This window comes from Myxococcus stipitatus DSM 14675 (assembly GCF_000331735.1).
Classification (GTDB): Bacteria; Myxococcota; Myxococcia; order Myxococcales; family Myxococcaceae; genus Myxococcus; species Myxococcus stipitatus.
Genome location: NC_020126.1, coordinates 6828116 through 6850216 on the forward strand (window position 1 = coordinate 6828116; position 22101 = coordinate 6850216).

General features: G+C 70.5%; 1 protein-coding gene (running past one end of the window). It reads right to left on the bottom strand.

The window, feature by feature from the left end:
* Window positions 1-22101 carry the 5' portion of a non-ribosomal peptide synthetase gene (locus MYSTI_RS43295; RefSeq protein WP_015350860.1) on the bottom strand. It extends 834 nt beyond the left edge of the window, so the window shows 22101 of its 22935 coding nt (coding positions 1-22101); its start codon is at window positions 22099-22101; its stop codon lies off the left edge, out of view.

Here is a 22101-nt window from a genome sequence, read left to right on the forward strand (position 1 = left end):
GCAGCTCCCGGCCTTCGCTCCCGCCTGGCGGAAGACCCGGTCCAGGCCCGCGATTTCGATGGGGTCTCCCAGAGACGTCCCCGTGCCGTGGGCCTCGATGTAGCCCAGGTCCGCCGCCGAGACTCCCGCACGCGAGAGGGCCCGAGCGACCACGTCCGCCTGGGCATTCGGATTCGGGACGGTGTAGCCGTTCACGCGCCCGCCGTGATTGATGGCGCTGCCCTTGATGACCGCGTGGATGGGGTCCCCATCCCGGACCGCCTGCTCCAGGGACTTCAGGAGGACGGCGCCGACACCCTCTCCCGGGACATACCCGTCACCGCCCGCTCCGAAGCTGCGGCAGCGGCCATCCGTGGAGAGGAACTGTCCCGCGCTGAGGTTCACGTACTTCTGCGGATGCACCGAGACGTTGACGCCGCCCGCGAGCGCCATCGAGACCTCGCCTCCTCGAATCGCCTCACACGCGAGGTGGAGCGCCACCAGCGAGGACGAGCACATCGTGTCCAGCGCGATGCTGGGGCCCGCGAGGTCGAAGAAGAACGACACCCGATTGGCGATGGCCGCATAGGAGCCGCTGACCGCCGAGCCCTGCTCCGCGTCACGCGCGGACGCACCGTGCAGCTGGTACTCGGAATACATCACGCCGACGTACACCCCCACGTCCCGCGCGAGCCGGGACCGCGTGTAGCCCGCGCTCTCGAACGTGTGCCAGGCGGTCTGGAGGAACAGCCGCTCCTGCGGGTCCATCCACTCCGCTTCTCTCGGCGAGATGTTGAAGAGCAGCGGGTCGAACTCCGCGACGCCGTCGAGGAAGCCGCCCCACTTTCCATAGCTCGTACCCGCCCGGGCGCGGTCGGCATCGAAGCTCCGCTGGAGGCTCCAGCGCGATGAGGGAATCTCCGTGATGGAGTCCCGCCCGGCGCGAAGGTTCGCCCAGAAGACCTCCAGGTTCTCCGCCTGGGGATACCGACCCGCGACACCGATGATGGCGATGTCCCCGGAGCGCTCCTGCTCCCGTACTCGCGGAGCCTCGGGCTCCGGCCGCGCCAGAGCAGGCGAAGCCATGGGAGTCGCCGGGGCCCCCAGCTTCCGCTCCAGCACGGTGCGATACTTCTCCAGGAGATGGCCCGCCAGCTCGCGAAGGCTGGGGTACTCATAGAACAGCGTCTTCGACAGCTCGCCGAGCGCCCCTTCCAACACGCGGGTCAACCGGATGGCCCGGACCGAGTCGAGGCCGTACTGCTCGAAGGGGGTCTCCATCCGCAGCACGCGCTCTCCGAGCTGAAGCTCCGCGCGCAACAATCCACCGAGCCAGTGCTCGACGCGCTCGCGAGGGCCTTCGTTCGAGGACTCCACGGGAGGGGGACTCACGGGCGCGGAGACAGGCAGCGGAGCGCCCCGGGCCCCCGTCCAGGTCCGCACGCGCGCGCCCTCACCTGAAATCACCAGGAGCCGTGCATGCGGCAGCCGCAGCGCATCGACGAGCGCCACGAGCCCCGCCTCGGGGGACAGCGGCGTCATGCCGAGCTGCTCCGCCCACCAGCGCCGCTCCTCCGGAGGCACGCTCATTCCTCCGCCGTCCCACAGGGGCCAGTTGATGGACACGGTCCGGCCGCTCCGCGACTCGGCGAAACCGTCCAGGAAGCCGTTGGCGAACGCGTAGTCACTCTGTCCCGCATTGCCCATCGCCCCAGCCAGGGAGGAGAAGAGGACGAAGACCTCCAGCGACTCCTGGGCGAAAGCCGCGTCCAGGTTCAGCGCACCGTGGACCTTGGGGCGCAGGACCTGCTCGGCATCCGCGAAGGACTTGGTCCGCAGCAGGGAGTCACGAAGCACTCCCGCCGCATGGAAGATGCCGTCCAGCCCTCCGAGCCGCGTCCTCGCCTCGGCGGCCAGACGCTGACACTCCGCGGGCTCGGCCACATCCGCCACCTGGTAGTGCACGTCCGCGCCCACCGCCGTGAGTTGGCGCAGACGCTCCGCCCCTGTTGCATCGAGCGCTGAGCGTCCGCACAGCAGCAGGCGCGCCTTGAACTGTCGGGCCAGGAACGTCGCGACCAGCGCCCCCAGCCCACCCAATCCGCCGGTGATGAGGTAGCGCCCCCGGTTCTTCAGGGGCAGTCCTTCCCACTCAACGGGACGGCTGACCTCTTCGAGCCGGCGGACGTGCCTGACCGCGCCGTCGAGATGGACCTCCGGCTCCTGGCTCCCGACCTCGAGCATCACGAGCTTCGCGAGCTGTACGCCGGTCAGCTCCTTCCCTCCCGTGATGGCGAGCACCGAGCCTCGGAGGGCTGGGTCTTCGAGCGAGACACTCCGGAGGAACGCCCCCAGTCCCGCGCGGAGAGGACGACCACCCTCGTCGTTCGCCTCGCACACACTGAGCAGTCGCGCCGGCTTCTTCCCCCGCTGCCGCACCCATGTGCGGGTGAGCTGGAACAGCGACTCGAAGTCCGAGAGCGAGGGTTGCGACACCGCGCGCAGGGGCCAGAGGTGGAGGATGCACTCCGGCTCCAGTCCGTCCGACCGCAGCGTGTCGAAGAGCTGGCCGAAGTCCGCTTCCGAGCGGGGCGAGACCTCGTAGTGGAGACGGTCCACGCGGCGGAAAGCCCCCCCGGGACGGACGAGGACCGCGGGCTCCGGAAGCGCGCTCCGCACGTCGTCGCGCGTGTCCAGGACCAGCGTCACCCGAGGCGCTTCCGACGCGACAGGGGCCGCTTCGGTCGTCACCCAGATGGGGCGGAAGTAGTGCGTGCCATGGGCTCCGGAAGGGGCCATCGGCCGGCTCACCAGCCGAGAGACCCGCGCCAGGACGGTGCCCGCGTCATCGAGGAGGCGCACGTCGTACTCGTGGAGCAGTGCGTTCGCAGTGCCGCGCGTGGAGCGGGCGACATGCGCCCAGCAGCGCGCAGGCAGTGCCCCCAACACCTCCACCTCGCCCATCGCGAAGGGAACGGTGGCGGGTCCGTGTGATGACGCCTCCCGCGAGAGGAACAGTCCCACCACCGCCTGGAAGGCCCCATCGAGCAGCACGGGGTGCAGCGCGAAGCGCGACGGCTCCTGTTCCGGAGGGAGGACGAGCAACGCCAGCGCATCGGCCTCGCCGCCCTGCAGCGTCTGGATGGACTGGAACGCGGGCCCGTAGTCGAGCCCTGCTTCACGGAAGCGGGAGTAGACGTCGGAGCCACGCAACGAGACGCCGCAGCGGGCACGGAGCGCCTCGAGGTCGACCCGCTCGGACCTCCCTTCGCCACGTCGTGCCACACGGCCCTGCACGTGAACGCGTCGAGTCTCCCCTTGCCGGCTGATGACCTCGAACTCCTGGACGCCTTCGTCCGACGTGGGCGTGAAGTGGACGGTCACCTCGACCGCGCCCCCCGTCACATCCACGGGCTCGGTGAGCGCGACGTTGCGCAGGATGACGGAGCCGCTCCCCTCGGAGGCACGCACCGTCTCCAGCAACGTCGCCGCGGGCACGATGGCTCGGCCCGCGACTTCATGTCCTCGTACTCCCACGGAGTCGCGGTCCAGTCGCGTGCTGGGGCGCGGCTCCGGTCCACGCTCCTTTCGAAGTGACGTAGCCGGGACGAACCAGTGGCGCTCGCGTGCGAAGGGATACGTCGGCAGCGCGATGATGCGCGCGGCGTCCCGAGGCAGCTCGGCCAGCGGCAGCTCCGCTCCCCGCACCCACCGTCGAGCGAGCACCTCGAGCGGATGGCCCTCCTGCCCCCCGGACGAGGAGTCCCGCGCGCCACCGGGGCTCTTGCGGCCACGATGGAAGGGGGCTTCATCACGCCCTCCCCCGAGCCACCTTCCGAGCGCGGCAACGAGCTCATCCACCGACGAGACCACCAGCGCCAGCCGCTCATCCATCGGCTCACGACCGACGCAGAGCGTGTAGGAGAGGTCATCGAGCCGGATGGCTTCGCGTGCTCCGCGCAGATGGTCACGCAGCCGCCGCACGACGTCAGTGAGCCGGTCCTCGTCCCTGGCGGAGAGAGGAATCAGCCAGGCCCCCTGGACCTCCGGACGCGGAGTCGAAGCGTCCGGAGAAGCCCAGTCCTCGACCACGAGGTGGGCGTTCGAGCCCCCCGCCCCGAAGGAGCTGATGGCCGCGCGCAACCGAGGCTCCGTCGACACGACCGGCACCCACGCAGCCTCCGCGCGCTGGACGCGGAAGGGGGAGTGCTCGAAGTCGATGTGGGGATTGAGCGAGTCGACGTGAAGCGTGGGCACCAAGGTCCGGTGCCGCATCTGGAGCAGCACCTTCGTCAGCGCGGCGATGCCCGCCGCCGACTCGAGGTGGCCGATGTTCGACTTCACCGAGCCGATGCCGCAGAACCGCGCGTCCTCGGTGAACCGACGGAAGGCGTGCGTCAGGGCGGAGATCTCGATGGGGTCTCCCAGCGACGTCCCCGTCCCGTGCGCCTCGACGAAGCCGATGGTGCGCGGGTCGACTCCCGACCGTCGCAAGGCGGCTTCGATGAGCTCGCCCTGCGCCTTGGGGTTCGGCACGGTGTAGCCATTCGTCTTGCCGCCATGGTTCAGTGCGCTGCCGCGAATCACCCCCAGCACGCGGTCCCCGTCCGCGACCGCGCGGGAGAGCGGCTTGAGGAGCACCGCGCCAACACCTTCGCCGGGCACGTAGCCATCTCCGCCCTCGCCGAAGCTGCGGCAGCGCCCATCGGTGGAGGCGAACTGCCCCTGGCTGAGGGAGAGGTACTTGTTCGGATGCAGCGAGAGGTTGACGCCTCCCGCGAGCGCCGCTTCGCACTCGCCCTGGCGCAGGGCATTGCAGGCCAGGTGGATGGCGGTGAGCGCCGACGAGCACATCGTGTCCACCGCGAGGCTGGGCCCCTGGAGGTTCAGGCTGTACGAGACCCGGTTGGCGATGGAGGCATAGGACGAGTTGAGGGCGATGCGCCCCCCCTCCTCGAGCGCCTCCACGCCCAGGAACTGGTACTCGCCATACATGACGCCGACGAAGACACCCACGCGCCTGCCGAGCCGCGCGCGCGTATAGCCCGCGTCCTCCAGCGTGGCCCAGGCCGTCTCGAGGAACAGGCGCTCCTGAGGGTCGATGAGCCCCGCGTCGCTCGGGGGGATGTTGAAGAACAGCGGGTCGAACTTGTCCGCGTCATCCAGGAAGCCGCCCCACCGAGTATAGGTGGAGCCGAGCCGCGTCCTGTCCGGGTTGAAGAAGCGGCTCACATCCCAGCGCTCACTCGGCACCTGGACGATGCTGTCCCGCCCCGTCCGCAGGTTCTCCCAGAAGTCCTCCAGCGTCGCGGCCTGCGGATAGCGCCCACTCACGCCGATGATGGCGATGGCGTCCTCCACCACCGGCGTCGCGAGGGCACGAGGCGCTGAGTCGGGCACCGTGTTCTCGAGGCGGAGCACCGCCTCGCCGTGGCGCTCCGACAGGTAGCGGGCCAGCTCCCCCATCGTCTGGCACTCGAACAGCAGTGTCATGGACAGCGGGCCGAAGTCCTTCGACAGCTCGCGGGTGAGGCGGGTGACCAGGAGGGAGTCGATGCCGTACTTCTCGAAGGGCTCGGCCGCGTCGAACTGCTCGGGCGCGAGCTTGAGGACACGCGCGAAGACCGTCCGCAGATGCCCTTCCACGCCATCGAGGGAGCCTTCTCGCGGCACGACACGCGAGACGGGCGTCGGAGGCGGCACCCCCACCGTTCGGGCCCCCGTGGCACGCAAGGCCAGCTCGCGCATCCGCGCGAGGACCCGCCCCTCACCATCGAGGAGGCACAGGTCGAACTTCGCCACGGACCCCGCCGCGCTCCCTGGGGCACGCTGGACGTGTGCGAAGCGGGCCGAGGAGAGCGGCGCATGCAGCTCCAGCGCCTCCAGCGAGAACGGCAGGCGCAGCATCGACGGGTCGCCCCCGTCTCCCGAGGACAGGCCCAGAATCGTTTGCAGCGCGCCGTCCAGCCACCAGGGATGCAGCGTGAGTCCGTCGTGCGCGGAGAGCGGAGCCAGCTCCGCCAGGGCCCCATCGGCTCCGGTGTGGAGCCGGGTGATGGAGCGCAGGCGCGGGCCGTAGACCAGGCCCCTCGCGGCGAACAGGGCGTAGACCGCGTCCGCGTCGAGGACACGCACCGTACGGGCCTGGAGCCCCTGGACATCGATGCGCTCGACACCTCGGGAGCCCCGCGACAGGACGATGCGCCCCTGTGAATAGACGTCCTTCGAGCGCCCATCCACGAGCTCGAAGTCCGCGCCATCCCCGCCCGGCGTGAGGCGAAGCTCGACGTCCAGCGGAGTCCCCGTGTGGCGGACCGGCCGGCTCCAGACCATCGACTCGATGCGCGCGGGGGGGCCCAAGGCGCGCTCACACGCCGCCCACGCGAGCTCGAGCGCCATGACGCCCGGAAGCACCCGCTGCCCCTCGACCACATGGTCCGTCAGATAGAACTCGGAGCCCATCAGCCGCCGAGAGAGCGGACCCGGCGCGGCTTGCCGCGGTGCCTCGTCGACCCAGTAGCGCTGACGCGCGAAGGGATAGAGCGGCAACGGGACTCGCTGACGCGGCTTCCCTTCATGCAGCCGGCTCCAGTCGACCTGCTCTCCCTTCACCCAGCGCGCCGCGACCTCATGGGTGATGGACGTCCGCGAGGCTTCGGCCCCGGCGCGATAGACCCCCGCCAGCTCCTGTTCCCCCGCGAGGGCTCCACGCAAGCGCTCGAGAGCCTCCTTCCGTCCGGAGGCCACCAGCGCGAGCCGGCAGGGCAGCTCACGCCGCCCGCTCTGGAGCGTGTAGGCGATGTCACCGAGGCTCCGCGCCTGCTCGAGCGAAGCGAGCTGACGACGCAGCCGCTCCACCAACTCCCGCAGCTGCGCCTCCGTCTGCGCGGACAGCGGGAGCACCACCTCCTCGGCCTCGTCGGAGTCCCGTCGAGGCGGCGGCTGCTCGATGACCATGTGGCAGTTGGTGCCGCTGAAGCCGAAGGCACTGAGCGCCGCGCGCCGCAAGCCCAAGCCCGCGTCGGGCACCCACGGGCGCGGCAGGTGGTTCACGTAGAACGGGCTCTCCTCGAAGTCGATGTGCGGGTTCACCTCCGAGGCATGCAGCGTGGGCGGCAGCATCCCGTGCTCGAGCGACAGGAGGACCTTGATCAACCCCGCCACCCCCGCCGCCGCGGAGGTGTGCCCGAGGTTGCTCTTCACCGACCCGATGGCGCAGAAGCCCCGCCGTGATGTCTGGGCCGCGAAGGCCGACGTCAGCGCCGCGACCTCGATGGGGTCTCCGAGCAGCGTCCCCGTTCCATGCGCCTCCACATAGGTCAGCGTCTCGGGATGGATGCCGAAGCGCTCGTAGACCGACCGCTCCAGGGCGCTCTGCGACTCCGCGCTCGGGGCGGTGATGCCGTTCGTCTTCCCGTCCTGGTTGATGCCGGAGCCCTTGATGACACCGTAGATGTGGTCGCCGTCCGCCAGGGCGCGCTCCAGCGTCTTGAGCACCACGACGCCCACGCCTTCGCCCACCGCGATGCCGTCCGCCCCCGCGGAGAAGGTGCGGCAGCGGCCTCCCGGCGAGAGGATTCCCGCCTGGCTCATGACGACGAACGCATTCGGGTTGAGGTACAGCGACACGCCGCCCGCGAGCATCATCTCCGTCTCGCCCCGCAGCAGGCTCTGGCAGGCCAGGTGGACCGCGACGAGGGAAGACGAGCACGCCGTGTTCACCGCCAGCGTCGGCCCCTTGAGGTTCAGGTGGTACGCGATGCGGGCCGCGAGGATGGAGTGGTCGTTGCCGAGCATCGCCTGGGCCATCTGCTCGGCAACGGCCGGGGAGCCCACGCGATACGAGTAGTCCGCGGAGGTGACCCCGGCGAAGACGCCACAGCGCAGGCCGGAGAGTCGTGCCCCCGCATGACCCGCGTCCTCGAGCGCATGCCAGCACGCCTCCAGGAAGAGCCGCTGCTGAGGGTCCATGACCTCGGCTTCGACGGGGGCGATGTTGAAGAAGAGCGGGTCGAAGCGGTCCACCTCATCGAGGAACCCGGCCCACTTGCTCACACTCCGTCCCGTGCCCCCGCTCGCATCGTAGAAGCCGTCCAAGGACCAGCGCTCCGACGGGACCTCCCGCACGGAGTCCACGCCCTTGATGAGGTTCTCCCAGAGAGCCTTCGCGTCCTTCGCCCCCGGGAAGCGCGCCGAGAGCCCCACCACCGCGATGTCATCCGCCTGGACACGAACGTCCGCGCGGGGAGGCGGCGCTGGCTTCGTGCGCACCTCGACGGGCACCCGCTCCGGACGACCGGGCTCCGCCGCTCCGACATGCCGGGCGAGGTCGCGAATCGACGAGTGGTCATAGATGGAGTGGGCCTTGAGCTTCAGCCCGAACGTCCGGTTGACCTCCTCGACGAGGAGCACCTGCTGCAAGGAACTCATCCCCAGCTCGGTGAAGCGGGCGTCGCCGTCGAGCTCGTCCTCCCGGTACTCCAGGATGCGCGCCACCAGCGTGCGAAGCCGCTGCTCGGTGGACACCCCCGGCTCGGCGGCCACGCGCGGACGCTCCGGTGGAAGCACGGGCCGGGCAGGCTCGCCCGGATACGGGGTTGCATGAGCAAACGCCGCCGCGTTGCGCTCCAGGAGCGAGTCCGCCGAGGCCCCCGCAGGGCGAACCTCCATCAGGAGGTAGCGGAAGAGCCCCATCCGCAGACCCATGCCGAAGCGGTGCCAGCCTCGGTGCTCGGGCTCTGTCTGGAGGAGTGAGGGGTGAGCGGCGCTGAGGCTCGCGAGGTTCTGCTCGAAGTCCGGGTCGTCCAGGAAGCGGCCGACGGGCGCACTCGCGTCAATCACCTCGACGACTTCCAGTCCGTGCCTCGCCAGCACCTCGGCGAACTGCTGCTGCGTGGAGGTGTGCTGCCCGAGATGCGCGGCATCAATCTCGGTCACCGTGGTGGTCACCACGTCCACCAGGAGCAGCCTGCCGTCGGGCTCGAGGTGACGCGCGACGAGGCCGAAGAGGCTCTCCTTGTCCGCGATGTGGAACGTCACCTCGAAGCCGATGATGGCGTCATAGGTGTCCGCGTAGTCCCCATGGGCGCTGTCGCGGCACGACACCTCCAGCCTGTGCGAGAGGCCGGCGACCGCGAACCTCCGCTGACAGACCTCCGCCTGACGCGGCGAGAGCGTGTGCCCGTGGCCTTGAATCATGGGGTGGCGCCGCGCCAGACCGAGCAGGTCCGTTCCCAGACCGCACCCGAGGTCCAGCACCCGGAGCGCGCCCTGGGAGAGGGGCAGGCGCGAGAGCAAGAGGTCCTTCATCTCCCGCTGTGAAGCGACCACCGCCTCGTACGTGGCCCGGTGCTTCGCGGGCTCGACGAAGGTCTTCAGCCACGAGAAGCCCGCGGGACGCTCGCGAAGCGGAGCGAAGACGAGGTGCGCCTCCCCCTCATCCACGTCGGAGTCCCCGGCGAAGTGGTCGTAGTACCGGCTCACCACCGTGCCTTCCTCTTCGTCGAGCAACCCGCAGCGACGCTTCTCGAAGGGATAGGTCGGAAGGAGAATCTTGCGAGGCAGCGGCCCGTCCACCCACTCGCTCCAGGCAATCGGGACGTTGTGCGTCCACCACTGCCCCAGGCGCGTCAGGTCCCTTCGCGCCAGCGCCCCGGTCCACTCGGAGGACTCGACCGTCAACGGCTCGTGAAGCCGGGTGACCACGCCGGTCAGGACCCGCGAGCCAGGCTCACGCCGCTCCAGGAAGTCGTCGAGCCCCCGCACGAGCTCCTCGCGACTCCCGGCGACCACCGCGAGCCGGTGCTGGAGGGCCTCGCGCCCGGTCTGCAACGTGAACGCGATGCTCGACAGCGGCGCCTCGGTCGTCGCGGTGAACGCGCGCAGCCGGAGCGCCGCTTCACGAAGCTGCGCCTCGGTCCGAGCCGAGAGCGGGACCAGCGTCTCGCGCTCCGGCACCGGCACACGCGTCCCCGCCTCCGGGTCCACGTACTCCTCGAGGACGACACAGGCCTGCATGCCCCCCGCCCCCTGGGACGAGAGGAGCGCTGCGCGAGGCACCTCCCCCACGCGTGGCCACGGCGCCCGCTCGCGCTGGAGCTGGAACGGGGCTCCCTCCAACGAGATGTCGCGATTGAGCGCCGACGCGAAGTGGCTCGGCGCCAGCTCCTCGTGCCGCAACTGGAGCAGCACCTTCGCCAACTGGGCCATGCCCGACGCGGACTCCAGGTGTCCGATGTTGGGCTTGAGCGACCCGAGTGCGCACGGGCGCTCACCGCTCCGCGCCCCGAACACCTGCTTCAGCGCCGACCACTCGACGGCATCTCCGACCGAGGAGCCCATGGCCTGCAGCTCGACGTAGCCGATGCGGTCCACCGAGAGCCCCGACCGCTGGAGGGTCTCGCGCTGCAAGGCCGCCTGCGCCGAAGCAGAGGGGGTGAGGAAGTGGGTCGTCCGGCCGCTGTGTGCGACCCCCGTGGCCTTGATGACGCCCTGAATCGGATGGCCACCCGCGACGGCGCGCCGCAGGGGCATGAGCAGCACCGCGCCAATGCCCTCCCCCGGCACGAAGCCGTCGCCCTCGCGCGCGAAGATGCCGTGAGGCCGCGTCGCCAGGAGGCGGTTCTGGCACATGCGCAGGTACTTGGAGGGGTGGAGGTAGAGGTTCGCCCCCGCGGCCACGGCGGACTCACACTCGCCCCGGCGGAGGCTCTCGCAGGCCAGGTGGAGGGCGACGAGCGAGGAGGAGCACGCCGTGTCGACGACCAGGCTGGGCCCGCTCCAGTTGAAGAAGTGGGAGAGCCGGTTGGCCAGGCTGTACGTCGTCACATCCGGCGGGGTGTCCCCACGCTCCACCCACGACTCGACCGAGCGCAGGGGATACGTCAACGACGTCACCCCCACGAACACGCCGGTCCGTGAGTCTCTCAGGGACGCAGGCCCCTGGCCCGCGCGCTCCAGCAGGGACCACACGCACTGGAGCAGCAGACGCTCCTCGGGGTGGAGCTGCCGGGCCTCCGCCGGGTTGATGTGGAAGAAGCGGTAGTCGAAGTCCTCGACGCCTTCGATGAAGCCCCCGGTGGCGCAGTAGATGTTCGCGTGGGCCCGCGCATCCCAGCGGTGGGAGGGAACCGGGGTGATGGAGGTGACGCCCGCGCGGAGGTTCTCCCACAGCGCCTCGGGAGTGGACGCGCCGGGATAGCGACCATCGAAGGCCACGATGGCGATGTCATCGAGCCCCTGCGCTCCTCGCACCGGCTCCGGACTGACGGAGGCCGGTGAACGAGACGGCTCGGGCGCCGGAGTCCGCCGCAGCGAGGAGAGATGCCGCCCCAGGTCCCGAAGCGTCGGGTGGTCGAGCATCAGCGTCTGCGGCAGTGGGCCGAAGAACCGCTCCAGCGCACGGGTGACCCGGCCCACCGCCAGGGAGTCGAGGCCGTACTCGGAGAAGGGCGCACCGGCGTCCCACTCCCCCAGGGGAATCTTCGTGTCCTCGACGAGGACCCGGGTCAACAGCTCCACCGTGTCCTGGAGTCCGTCCTGTACCGGGGGCGGAGGTGGAGGCTCCGCCATGGGCGGCGCGGCCTCGTCCTCGAAAACCCGCGGGAGCTTCGCGGGGTCTCCGTAGAGCGGCACACACACCGGGGGGCCGGAGTGCGCGACTCGAGACCAGACGTTCAGCGCCTCATCGCTCGGAAGCGGGAGCATCCCCGTGCGCCGAGTCACCTCTGCCATCAGCGCCTCGGGGACCCGCATCCCGCCTTCGGCCCAGGGCGGCCACAGGATGGAGCGGGTGACCCCCTGACGAAGCCCCGCCCGGCGCTGCTGCTCGCGCCACAGCGTGAACTCGTCGAGGAACGCATTGGCGTAGGCGTAGTCACACTGCCCCGCGTTGCCCAGGGCGCCCGCCAGCGACGAGACGCAGACGAAGGACACCAGGGGCTCGTCGCGCGTCGCCTCATCCAGGGCCAGGACACCGGTCACCTTCGCGGAGAGCACCTCACGTGCATCCTCGGCGCTCTTGTCGCGAAGCAGCCCATCTCGCAGTGTTCCCGCCGCGTGAATCACACCGTGGAGGGCGGAGAAGCGCCGCTTGACCGCGACCACCGCCGCCGCCACGTCCTCGCGCCGCGACACGTCGCCCTGAATCACGACGACATCTCTCGAGGCGCGAAGCTGCTGCTCCTGGGCCTCGGTCAGCGGAGTCCTCACGAGCAACGCCACACGCGCGCGCTCCGTCTCCACCAGGTGTTCCGCCAGCAGGAGGCCGATGGCGCCCGCGCCTCCCGTCACCAGGTAGACGGGGCGGCCGGGCATGTCCGCGGCCTCCTCCTGCTCGTGAGGCACTTCGACGGGGACATGGAACTTCCCCCAGCGTCGTCCCTCGGCGTACCGGACCTCCACGGGCTCGGAGGCGATGCTGGACAGCTCCCCCGCGACGAGCGAGGCCAGGGGCGAGGCAGGCACGGCCGGGTCCACGGCCAGGGTCTTGAAGCGATAGCCCGGGTTCTCGCGACGCAGCGACTTCGCGAACGCGGCCATCGCGGCGAACCGAGGGACCGTCCTCCCCTCCTCCCAGGGATGGATGAAGAGGAGGTCCACCTGCTCCGCCTTCGCCACCATCAGGGCCTTCGTCAGCCAGAAGACCGAGAAGAACGCATCATCGGCGGACGCGCCGGAGAGGATGTCGGGGTGCGCCCAGCGGTAGAGGATGGAGCGAGGAAGTGCTCCCCGGCGCAGCAGCTCCCACGTGAGCTGGTGGAAGTCGTCCTTCGAGTGGGGATTGATCTCGTAGGTGGACTCATCCCGTCGCCGGAAGATGCGCCCGGGCAGGACACGCGTGCAGGAGACCGCCGCTGCGTCCACCCAGGGCGCCGTGAACGGCGGGTTCGTGTCGAAGAGCAACACCGGGCCCCTGGGCGCGGGCGCTCCCTTCACGACGGGCAGCGGCCTCCACTCCGGCTGGTAGAGGAGCACCTGGGCTTCGCCCGCAGGAGGAGGCACGGGCGCGGTGACGGGCAGCCAGTAGCGCTGGCGCTCGAACGGATAGGTCGGCAGCGAGACACGCTTCGCGCCCACGCCCAGCTCGCCCCACGAGAGGTCCTCGCCCGAAGACCACCGCGCCCCCAGGCCACGAAGCCGGACCCGCTCGGACTCGGCCATGTCGAGCGAGCGCACCTCCCTCGCGTGTGCCTCCGTCCGAGACGTCCCTTGAATCACGGCGGGGGAATCCTCTCCCTCGCAGAAGGCTTGAAGGGCGGAGGCGGCCTCCGCGTGGGTCGAGGCGACGAGCGCGACTCGCCGCGCCAGCGCCTCTCGTCCCACGCGCGTCGTGTGCGCGATGTCCTCGAGCGGAGGCGCTCCGTCACGCCGCAGGAACGCGGCGAGCCGCCCGGCGGAGACCCTCAGCCGCTCGTCCGTCCGCGCCGACAGCACGAGCAACCGAGGCATCCCCTCGTGTGCCGCGGGTGTCCGCGGGGAGGCCCGATACTCCTCGACGATGACATGCGCATTCGCACCGCCCGCACCGAAGGAGCTGATGCCCGCGCGGCGACGCAGGGGCCGCCCCTCGCTGTCGCGTCCGGCCTCCCACGTCGAGAGCTCCTGCGGGACGAAGAAGGGGGTCTTGGAGAAGTCGATGTTCGGGTTGAGGACACCGGAGTGCAGCGAGGGCGCGATGCGTCCATGCCGCAGCTGCAAGAGGACCTTGGTGAGAGCGGCGATTCCCGCCGCGGACTCGAGGTGCCCGATGTTGGACTTGATGGAGCCGATGGCGCAGCGCTCCCGCCCGGGGACCGACATCGCCTCCACGATGCCCGCCGCTTCGATGGGGTCGCCCAGCGAGGTCCCCGTCCCGTGGGCCTCGAGGTACGAGACGCTCTCCGGCTCGATGCGTCCAGCGGTGAGGGCCGCTTCAATCAACCGGGCCTGCGCGCTCGGATTCGGCACCGTGTAGCCGCTGGTCCGGCCACCATGGTTGGTCGCCGTGGCGCGGATGACGGCGTGGATGACATCTCCATCCGCCTCGGCGCGTGCGAGCGGCTTGAGCAGCACCGCGCCGACACCTTCTCCGGGCGAGAAGCCATCGCCTCCCGCGCCGAAGCTGCGGCAGCGGCCGTCGCTCGCGGACATCTGGGCCTGGGCGTGCAGCACGTACTTGCTGGGATGGAGGGAGAGGTTGACGCCCCCCGCGATGGCGGCGGCGCACTCGCCTCGGCGCAGGCTCTCCACCGCCAGATGGATGGCCGTCAGCGACGAGGAGCACAAGGTGTCGACGGCGAGGCTCGGCCCGCTGAGGTCGAGGCAATAGGAGACACGGTTCGCGATGGAGCCGTAGGCCTGTCCCACCGGGGCGTTTCCCGCCGGGTCGCCGAAGAGCTGGTACTCACCGTACATGACCCCGACGAACACGCCGACACTGCCGCCCATGCTCCGCCGCAGCGACTCGCGCGTGTAACCGGCGTCCTCCACCGTGGCCCAGGCCGTCTCCAGGAACAGCCGCTCCTGGGGGTCGATCCACTCGGCGTCTCGCGGCGTGATGCCGAAGAACAGCGGGTCGAAGCAGTCGGCCGCGTCGATGAAGCCGCCCCACTTGTTGTACGTCTTCCCAGGTTGGCCACGGCGCGGGTCGAAGTAGCGCGTGTGGTCCCAGCGCTGGGCGGGGACCTCGACGATGCAGTCACGCCCCTGGGCCAGGTTCTCCCAGAGCTGGTCCAGGTTCTCGGCCATGGGGTAGCGGCCCGCCACGCCGACGATGGCGATGGGCTCGCTCGTCGTCGTGGAGGCGGCGGCCTTCCCACCGTCCAGCCCCCACCGCGCCCCGAGCACGCTCCCGTGCTTCTCGAGCAGATACGACGCCAATTCCTGGAGTGACTGGCGCTCGTAGAAGAGCGTCTTCGAGAGCCCCTCCAGTCCTTCCCGCGCCAGTCGGGTGTTGAGCCGGCCGACGAGGTAGGAGTTGAGTCCCAGGCGCTCGAAGCGGACATGAGGCTCCACGCGCTCCAGGGGGAGCTCGGACTCCTCGGCGTAGATGCGGGCGAGGAAGTCCCTCACGGCCTCCAGCGCGGGGCGCTCCGTCACCTCGGGCCTCGCGGGCGTCGGCACCACCGACTCGGCCGCGCCTCCGAGCCAGTGCACGTGCTCCTCGAAGGCGTACGTGGGCAGCTCGACCCGACGCGCCTCCCCGGAGAGGTGCCGCGCCCAATCGACCGCCCTCCCCTCCACCCATCCACGTCCCAGGGCGTCCGCGTCCGTGCCCTGCTCCGTCAGCGGAGGCTGTGCCGCCCTGGCCTCTGTCACCTGCCCCTGGTGGACCCCCACCGCGCCGGGCTGGACTCCGCGCGCGACGGCACGAAGCTTCTCCATCAGGTCGTCGACGGTCTCGACCACCACCGCCAGCCGGGACGACATCGCGAGTCGGCCCGTCGCCAGCGTGAAGGCGATATCCCCCAAGGGCGGTCGCTCCGCCTCTGGCAGGGCCGCGAGGTGGTCAGCGAGGCGCCGGGCGGACCTCGCGACCTGCGCCGGCGTGACGGCCGAGAGCACGACGACGCAGGGCCCCACCGCCGCGGACTTCCGCGGGGGAACGCGATACCCCTCGATGACGGCATGGGCGCACGAGCCCGTGGAGCCGAACGCGTTGATCAACGCACGCGGAGGCACGTCCCCCGCGCGAGGCCAGTCCGCCAGCGTGCGGTTGACGGCGAGCACCTCCGGCGCGGGGCGGATGAGCGGGCTCTGCGGCTCGCTGTCGATGGTGGGGGCGATGTGCCCGTGGCGAAGCTGGAGCAGGACCTTGGTGAGCTGGGAGAGGCCCGAGGCGGCCTCGAGGTGGCCGATGTTCGGCTTCACCGAGCCGACGAGGCAGGGCCCCGACGTCCGGCGCCGAGTCCCCAGCACCTCGTTCAGCGCGGCCATCTCCGCCGCGTCGGCCATGCTCGCGCCCGTGGCGGCCGTCTCCACGTAGCCCAGGGTCTCCGGCGCGACTCCCGCCGCGTCGAGCACCTCGCGAATGGACGCGGCCTGGGCCGTGGGGTTCGGATGGCCGAAGCCCCTGCCACCGCCCAGGTGCGCGACGGAGGTGCCCTTGAGCACGGCGTGGATGACGTCGCGCTCTCGCTCCGCGTCGCTCAAGCGCCGGATGAGCACCGCGCCCACGCCCTCCCCCGCCGCCCAGCCCGAGCCCTCCGCGCTGAACGCACAGCTCCGACCACTCTCGCTCACCAGCCCCAGGCTGGAGAGGAGGCTGAGGTGATACGGATGGGCCAGGAGGTTCACGCCGCCGACGAGGGCCGCGTCGCACTCGCCTCGCAGGATGCTCTCGCGCGCGAGGTGCAGGGCCGTCAGCGCCGACGAGCACGAGGTGTCCAGCGCCATGCTCGGGCCGCGCAGGTTGAGCACGTGGGAGATGCGGTTGGCGATGGCCGAGTGCACCGAGTACGCCTTGGCCATCCCCGTGCGAGTCCACTCCGTCTGGCCGACGTTCTGGTAGTCGCTCCACATCACGCCGACGAAGACGCCCACGCGCCGAGCCGAGGCATTCAGCCCCGCCGCCGTATAGCCGGCGCTCTCCAGCGTCTCCCACATCACGGTGAGGAGCAGACGCTCCTGCGGGTCCATCGCGCGGGCTTCGGCGGGAGCGATGCCGAAGAAGAGGTGGTCGAAGCGGTCGATGTGCTCGAGGTACCCGGCGGAGCGGCCCGGCCCCACCCCTTCACGGCCTTCTGGCGCGGCGCGGATGGCGCGATGGCCGGAGCGCAGGTTCTCCCAGAACCGCCCCAGGTCCTCCGCCTGCGGATAGCGCCCCGCCATGCCCACGATGGCGATGCCCGGCGCCTCCGCCGTGACAGGCGCGCGGACCTCGTCGTAGTCCACGCGCCCACCCAGGAGGCTGTGCACGACGATGTGCGATTCGCTCAGCCGGAAGGAGGCGCGGACCTGATCCACGTTGATGGCGCCGATGGGCCGCAGCCCCAGCCCGAACTCCGCCTGCCGCATCATGAGCAGCTGGCCCAGGTAGCCCGCCTCCAGGGCGGCCAGGACCAGCGCGGCCTCTCCGTAGATGGGGGCGATGGCCTCCGGCTGCGCGACGAGGAACAGCGCGAAGCCCGCGCCGTCGAAGTGCGGTCGGTTGTAATAGAAGTGATGGTGGCGCTCGAGGTTCGCCTCGGAGAGGCGATACAGGCGCCCCTCGGCGGGATGCAGGTAGTACGTCCCTCCCGGCACGCTCTCGATGGCCCCGGGCTTGACGTACAGGTGGACCTGCACCGCGTACAGCGCCCCCGCCGACGGATACAGATACCGCGGCTGCCCCTTCACGCTCCCCTGCCGCAGCAGCGACAGGAAGGCGTTGAAGCGCTCGAAGGGGATGGGACCGGGCAGGAAGCGCTCCGGGCACCCTCTCCGTGCATAGGCCGCCTCGTCCTGGGCCAAGGGCTCCAGCGGCAGCGACGGGAGTCCCTCCAGGTCGTGGCGCAGGTGCAGCGCGCGGTCCTTGAAGCGCTGACGCTCCTCCGCGGAGAAGAAGCTCACCTGCTCCGAGGCGGTCTCCACGCGAGGCGGCGTGTGCGCCTGGGCCGTGACATGCGAGGCGATGCCGCGAATCGTGGGGTCCTTCAGGAACAGCTCGAGCGGGACCGCGACCCCCTTGGCCCGCTCCAGCCACTGCACCATCCGCACGATGGTGAAGGACGTCGCGCCCAGGTCGAACACGTCCTTCGTCACGTTGACGTCCCGCACCTGGAGGCTGTCTCGGAAGAAGCCAGCAATCTCGGCTTCGACCTCTGCTCGGCCAGCCCCCCCGGCCACCTCCTGCTTCGGTGGGCTCACGGGCCAGGGCAACACGGCGCGGTCCACCTTGCCGTGCCGGGTCCTCGGCAGCTCGGGCAACTCGACGAAGACGTTCGGCACCATCGCGGCGGGCAGCCGCTCCCGTGCGGCGGCGCGCAGGGCCTCCGACGAGAGCCGCTTCCCCTGCCGAGGGGCCGCGTAGGCCACGAGCTTGGGGTCCGGCGTGTCGTGGTCGCGCACGACGACGACCACCGCTTCGACGTCGGGCTGCGCACCGAGGGCGGCCTCCACTTCGCCGAGCTCGATGCGATTCCCTCGGAGCTTCACCTGGAAGTCCGCTCGGCCGAGGAACTCCAGCTCCCCATCGGGCAGGTAGCGCGCCAGGTCGCCCGTCCTGTAGAGCCGGGCCCCCGGCGTTCCGCTCACCGCGTCGGGCACGAATCGCTCGGCGGTCAGGCCGGGGCGGTCCAGGTAGCCTCGGGCCAGGTTGACGCCGCCGATGTGGAGCTCTCCCACGGCGCCCGCGGCCACTTCCCGCGATGCCTCATCGAGGATGAAGAGTCGCGTGTTCGCGATGGGCTTGCCGATGGGGACCTTCCCATCCGCGCGTGAGCGGCACTCCCAGAAGCTGACATCCACCGCGGCCTCGGTGGGGCCGTAGAGGTTGTGCAGGCCGGTGGGCAGCGTCTTCAGGCAACGCTCCATCACCGCGGGAGGCAGCGCCTCGCCGCTCGTGAAGACCTGCCGCAGGGACACGCAGCCCGCGGCCTTGGGGTCCTCCAGGAAGAGCGCCAACATGCCGGGGACGAAGTGGCACGTGGTGATTCGCGCGTCCTGGATCAGCGTCGCCAGATAGCGGCTGTCGCGATGCCCGCCCGGCGCCGCGAGCACCAGCTCCGCCCCCGTCATCAGCGGCCAGAAGAACTCCCAGACCGAGACATCGAAGGTGAACGGAGTCTTCTGCAGCACCCGGTCCTTCTCGGAGAGCGGATAGCGGAGCTGCATCCACAGCAGCCGGTTGCAGATGGCCCGGTGCGACACCATGCACCCCTTCGGCTTCCCCGTGGAGCCGGAGGTGTAGAGCACATAGGCCAGGTGGTCCGGGTCCGTGACCTTCGCGAGGCGAGCGGTGGGTTGCTGGGCCTTCACCGAGGTCTCACCATCCAGTGAGAGCCGGTGCCCGCTGAACGAGCGCAGGAGGTGCTCGAAGCGCCGCTGCGTCAGGAGCACGCGCGGCCGCGCATCGTCGGCCATGAGCTTCAGTCGCTCTTCGGGGTACTCGGGGTCGAACGGGAGGTAGGCGCCGCCCGCCTTGAGCACCGCGACCAGGGCGACCACCAGCTCCACGGAGCGCTCGGCCATGACGGCGACGACCGAGTCCTTCCCGACGCCCAGCCCCCGCAGCACATGCGCCCAGCGGTTCGCCTCGGCCTCCAGCTCCCGGAAGCTCAGGGCTCGCTCGCCCTGGCGCACCGCGACCAGGTCGGGCGTCTTGTCGGCCTGGTCCTCCATCCACTCGTGCAGGCAGCGCTCGAGCGGGAAGGCCACGTGGGTGTCGTTCCTCGCCTCGTGAGACGGCGGCACGTCCGCTCGTGGAGGAGTCACCGGGGAGGACTCCACGACGAGCCGCTCCCAGTCGGGCTCCGCGCAGAGCCTCGCGAGGAGGTGCTCGTACTCCGTGAAGGCCCGCTCGAGCGCCTCGGCGGGGATGGCGCCGGCGACCGCGTCGAAGTGGAAGCGAAGCTGTCCGTCGACCTCGAAGTGGATGGTGTCGAGCAGGACGTTGGGGGTGTGCGAGAGGCCCTCTCCCGTGGAGAACCCCGGCGGCAACTGGAGGGGAGGCCGAGGCAGCGGGCTGGTGAAGACCACGGGAAAGACACCCCGGTCGGGTCCCCCGCTCCTCGCGAGTTTGCGCAGGGCGCCCAGGCCGCTGAGGGCGCCGCACCGGGCATCCGCCTGGAGCCGCTCCGTGTTGCGCCGCACGCGCTCCAGGAATGAGAGCCCGGGGATGGCCTCGCGGACGCACCAGCGCAGGGCGGTGAAGTCGCCGACCACCTCCTCCACGTCGGGATGCACGGCCAACCGTCGCCAGTCCACGACGACGACGGTGAAGTCCTTCTCCGGATGAGGCCGGGCCAGCACCTCGCAGAACGCGGTGAGCGCGACGGACTCCGGGTCCACCCCCCACCGCTCCGCATGGGCCTTCAAGCGCCGCCACTCCGGCACGACACCCGTGCGCCGCTCCCTCGCCGGAACGGCTCCGAGGGCCATCGGCTTGCCCCCTCTCAACGACGGAGGCAGTCCCCCGGGAGCCCCCGCGAGCCGCCGCTCCCAATGTGCCTGGTGCTCCGCCGCGAGCGGCGTCAGCCGGAACCGCTGCAGCGCGACGCAGTAGTCCCGATAGCTGAGCCCCAGGGCTCGCGCGGCGTCGGAGGACGGGTCCACGTAGCGCGCGAACCACTCCTCGAACAGTCGCGCGATGCTCGGCCCATCCGCGATGAGGGTGTCGATGGCGAAGTGGATGCGCCAGCGAGAGGTCTCCAGGCGCGAGACCCGGATGGCGAAGAGCGGTCCGCCCTCGAGCGGGAACGCCGTATGCGTCAGCTCATGGCGGAGGGCTTCGAGCCGCGCCTCCGCGTCCACCTGGCCTCGCAAGTCCAGGAGCGAGAACCGGTAGGGCTCGCACCTCGACAGGAAGCGCTGCCGACCGTTCGGCAGGAAGCGCACGCGCAACATCTCGTGCCGCTCGACCAGCGCCTGCCAGGCGGACTCGAGTCGCGGAACGTCGAGCTCCGCGGCATCGAACTCCTGGTAGATCTGGCAGCTCGTGTCGCTCCCGCCCCGAGGACCGCGCCCCGCCAGATAGGCCTGCTGGACATCGGTGAGGGGGAACTCCTCCTCGCGGTGCGCGACCTCGGACGTGACGGCGAGGAGCGCGGGAGGCTCGACGGTGGCGTGGCGCCTCGCCTCCTCCGCCCCATTCCACGAGGACAGCGCGAGCTGGAACTGATGGAAGAGCACCTCCACGGTCCCCGGAACGAAGGCCTCCTCGGCCGCGTCCCAGTGCACATGGAGGCGGCCATGGCGCTGGCCCACCTGACAGTCGAGGTGGACCTGCGGCGTCTGCGACACCATGTGGGTGACCTGCCCGAACCAGCCTGTGTCTCGCTCGGACGTGTCGAGTCCCAACATGCTCGTGAACACCACGGGGAAGGCCGACCCCGGCGTGGCGCGGCTCCGGGTCCTCAGCACGCGCAGGACCCGGACGCTGCTCACCTGCGCATGGTCGAGGTCCTCCCAGAGCTGGCGCTGATAGGCGCGGGCCTTCTCGATTCGCGTCTGGTCGACGCCTTCGTCCGCCACGAACAAGCCCGTGGAGGTGAAGGGCCCGACGAGCCGCTCCACCTCGGGATGGAACGGCAGCCGGTGGGCATAGGTCATCACGAGCGCGAACCGCTTCTCCGCGCTCAGCTGAGCCAGCGCCTCGGTGAACGCGGTCAACACCACCACGGTCGGAGAGACCCCCAACGCCTCCGCCTGCTGGCGAAGCCGGGACCAGCTGCCTTCATCCAGGCTGAAGGTGCGACGGGTCCGCGTCTTCCCTGGCGCCTGCGTCCCCGCGGAGGGCAGCGAGGGTCCTCCCGGCAGCGGCTCCAGCTTCGAGAGCCAGTAGTCCAGGGCCTCCTGGTAGCGCGGTGTCCCCTCGAAGTGTTGCTGCGCCTCGACATAGTCGTGGAACGAGCAGCTCAGCGGAGGCGGAGCGTCCCGAGGCTGCTCGTAGAGCGCGCGCCACTCCGTCAGCAACAGGCTCAGGCTGGTCGCATCGACAATCCACTCGTCCATGCTCAGGTGCACGACACCCCAGCCTCCCGGGGCGTGGGTGATGCGCACCTCGTGCAACGGCCAGTCCCCTGGAGCGTAGACCTTGTGTGACAGCTCCTCGCGGACGCGGGACAGGTGGTCCGACAGCTCCCTCGCGCTCGCCTCCCTCTGGTCGTACTCCGCCCACTCCACCCCGGGCAGCTCGGCGCGCACCGACTGGCGGCCGTGCGGCAGGATGACCGCGCGGAGCATCGCGTGCCGCTGGAGGAGCATCCTCCACGCCTCGCGCAGCCGGCCCACGTCGAGCCCCGCGAGGTTGAGCTCCAGATAGAAGTGGCAGCCAACACGCTCGGCCGCCGCGCCCATCAGCCGCCCCGCGGAGAAGGCCTCCTGGAGCTCCGTCAGCGGGAACTCTGCCTTGCGCTTCTCCATCAGCGCGGCGATGCGTCGGAGCTTCTCTTCCCGGGGAAGCTGACGGAATGCCTCGAGCGACGGGTCATCGGGGACGAACAT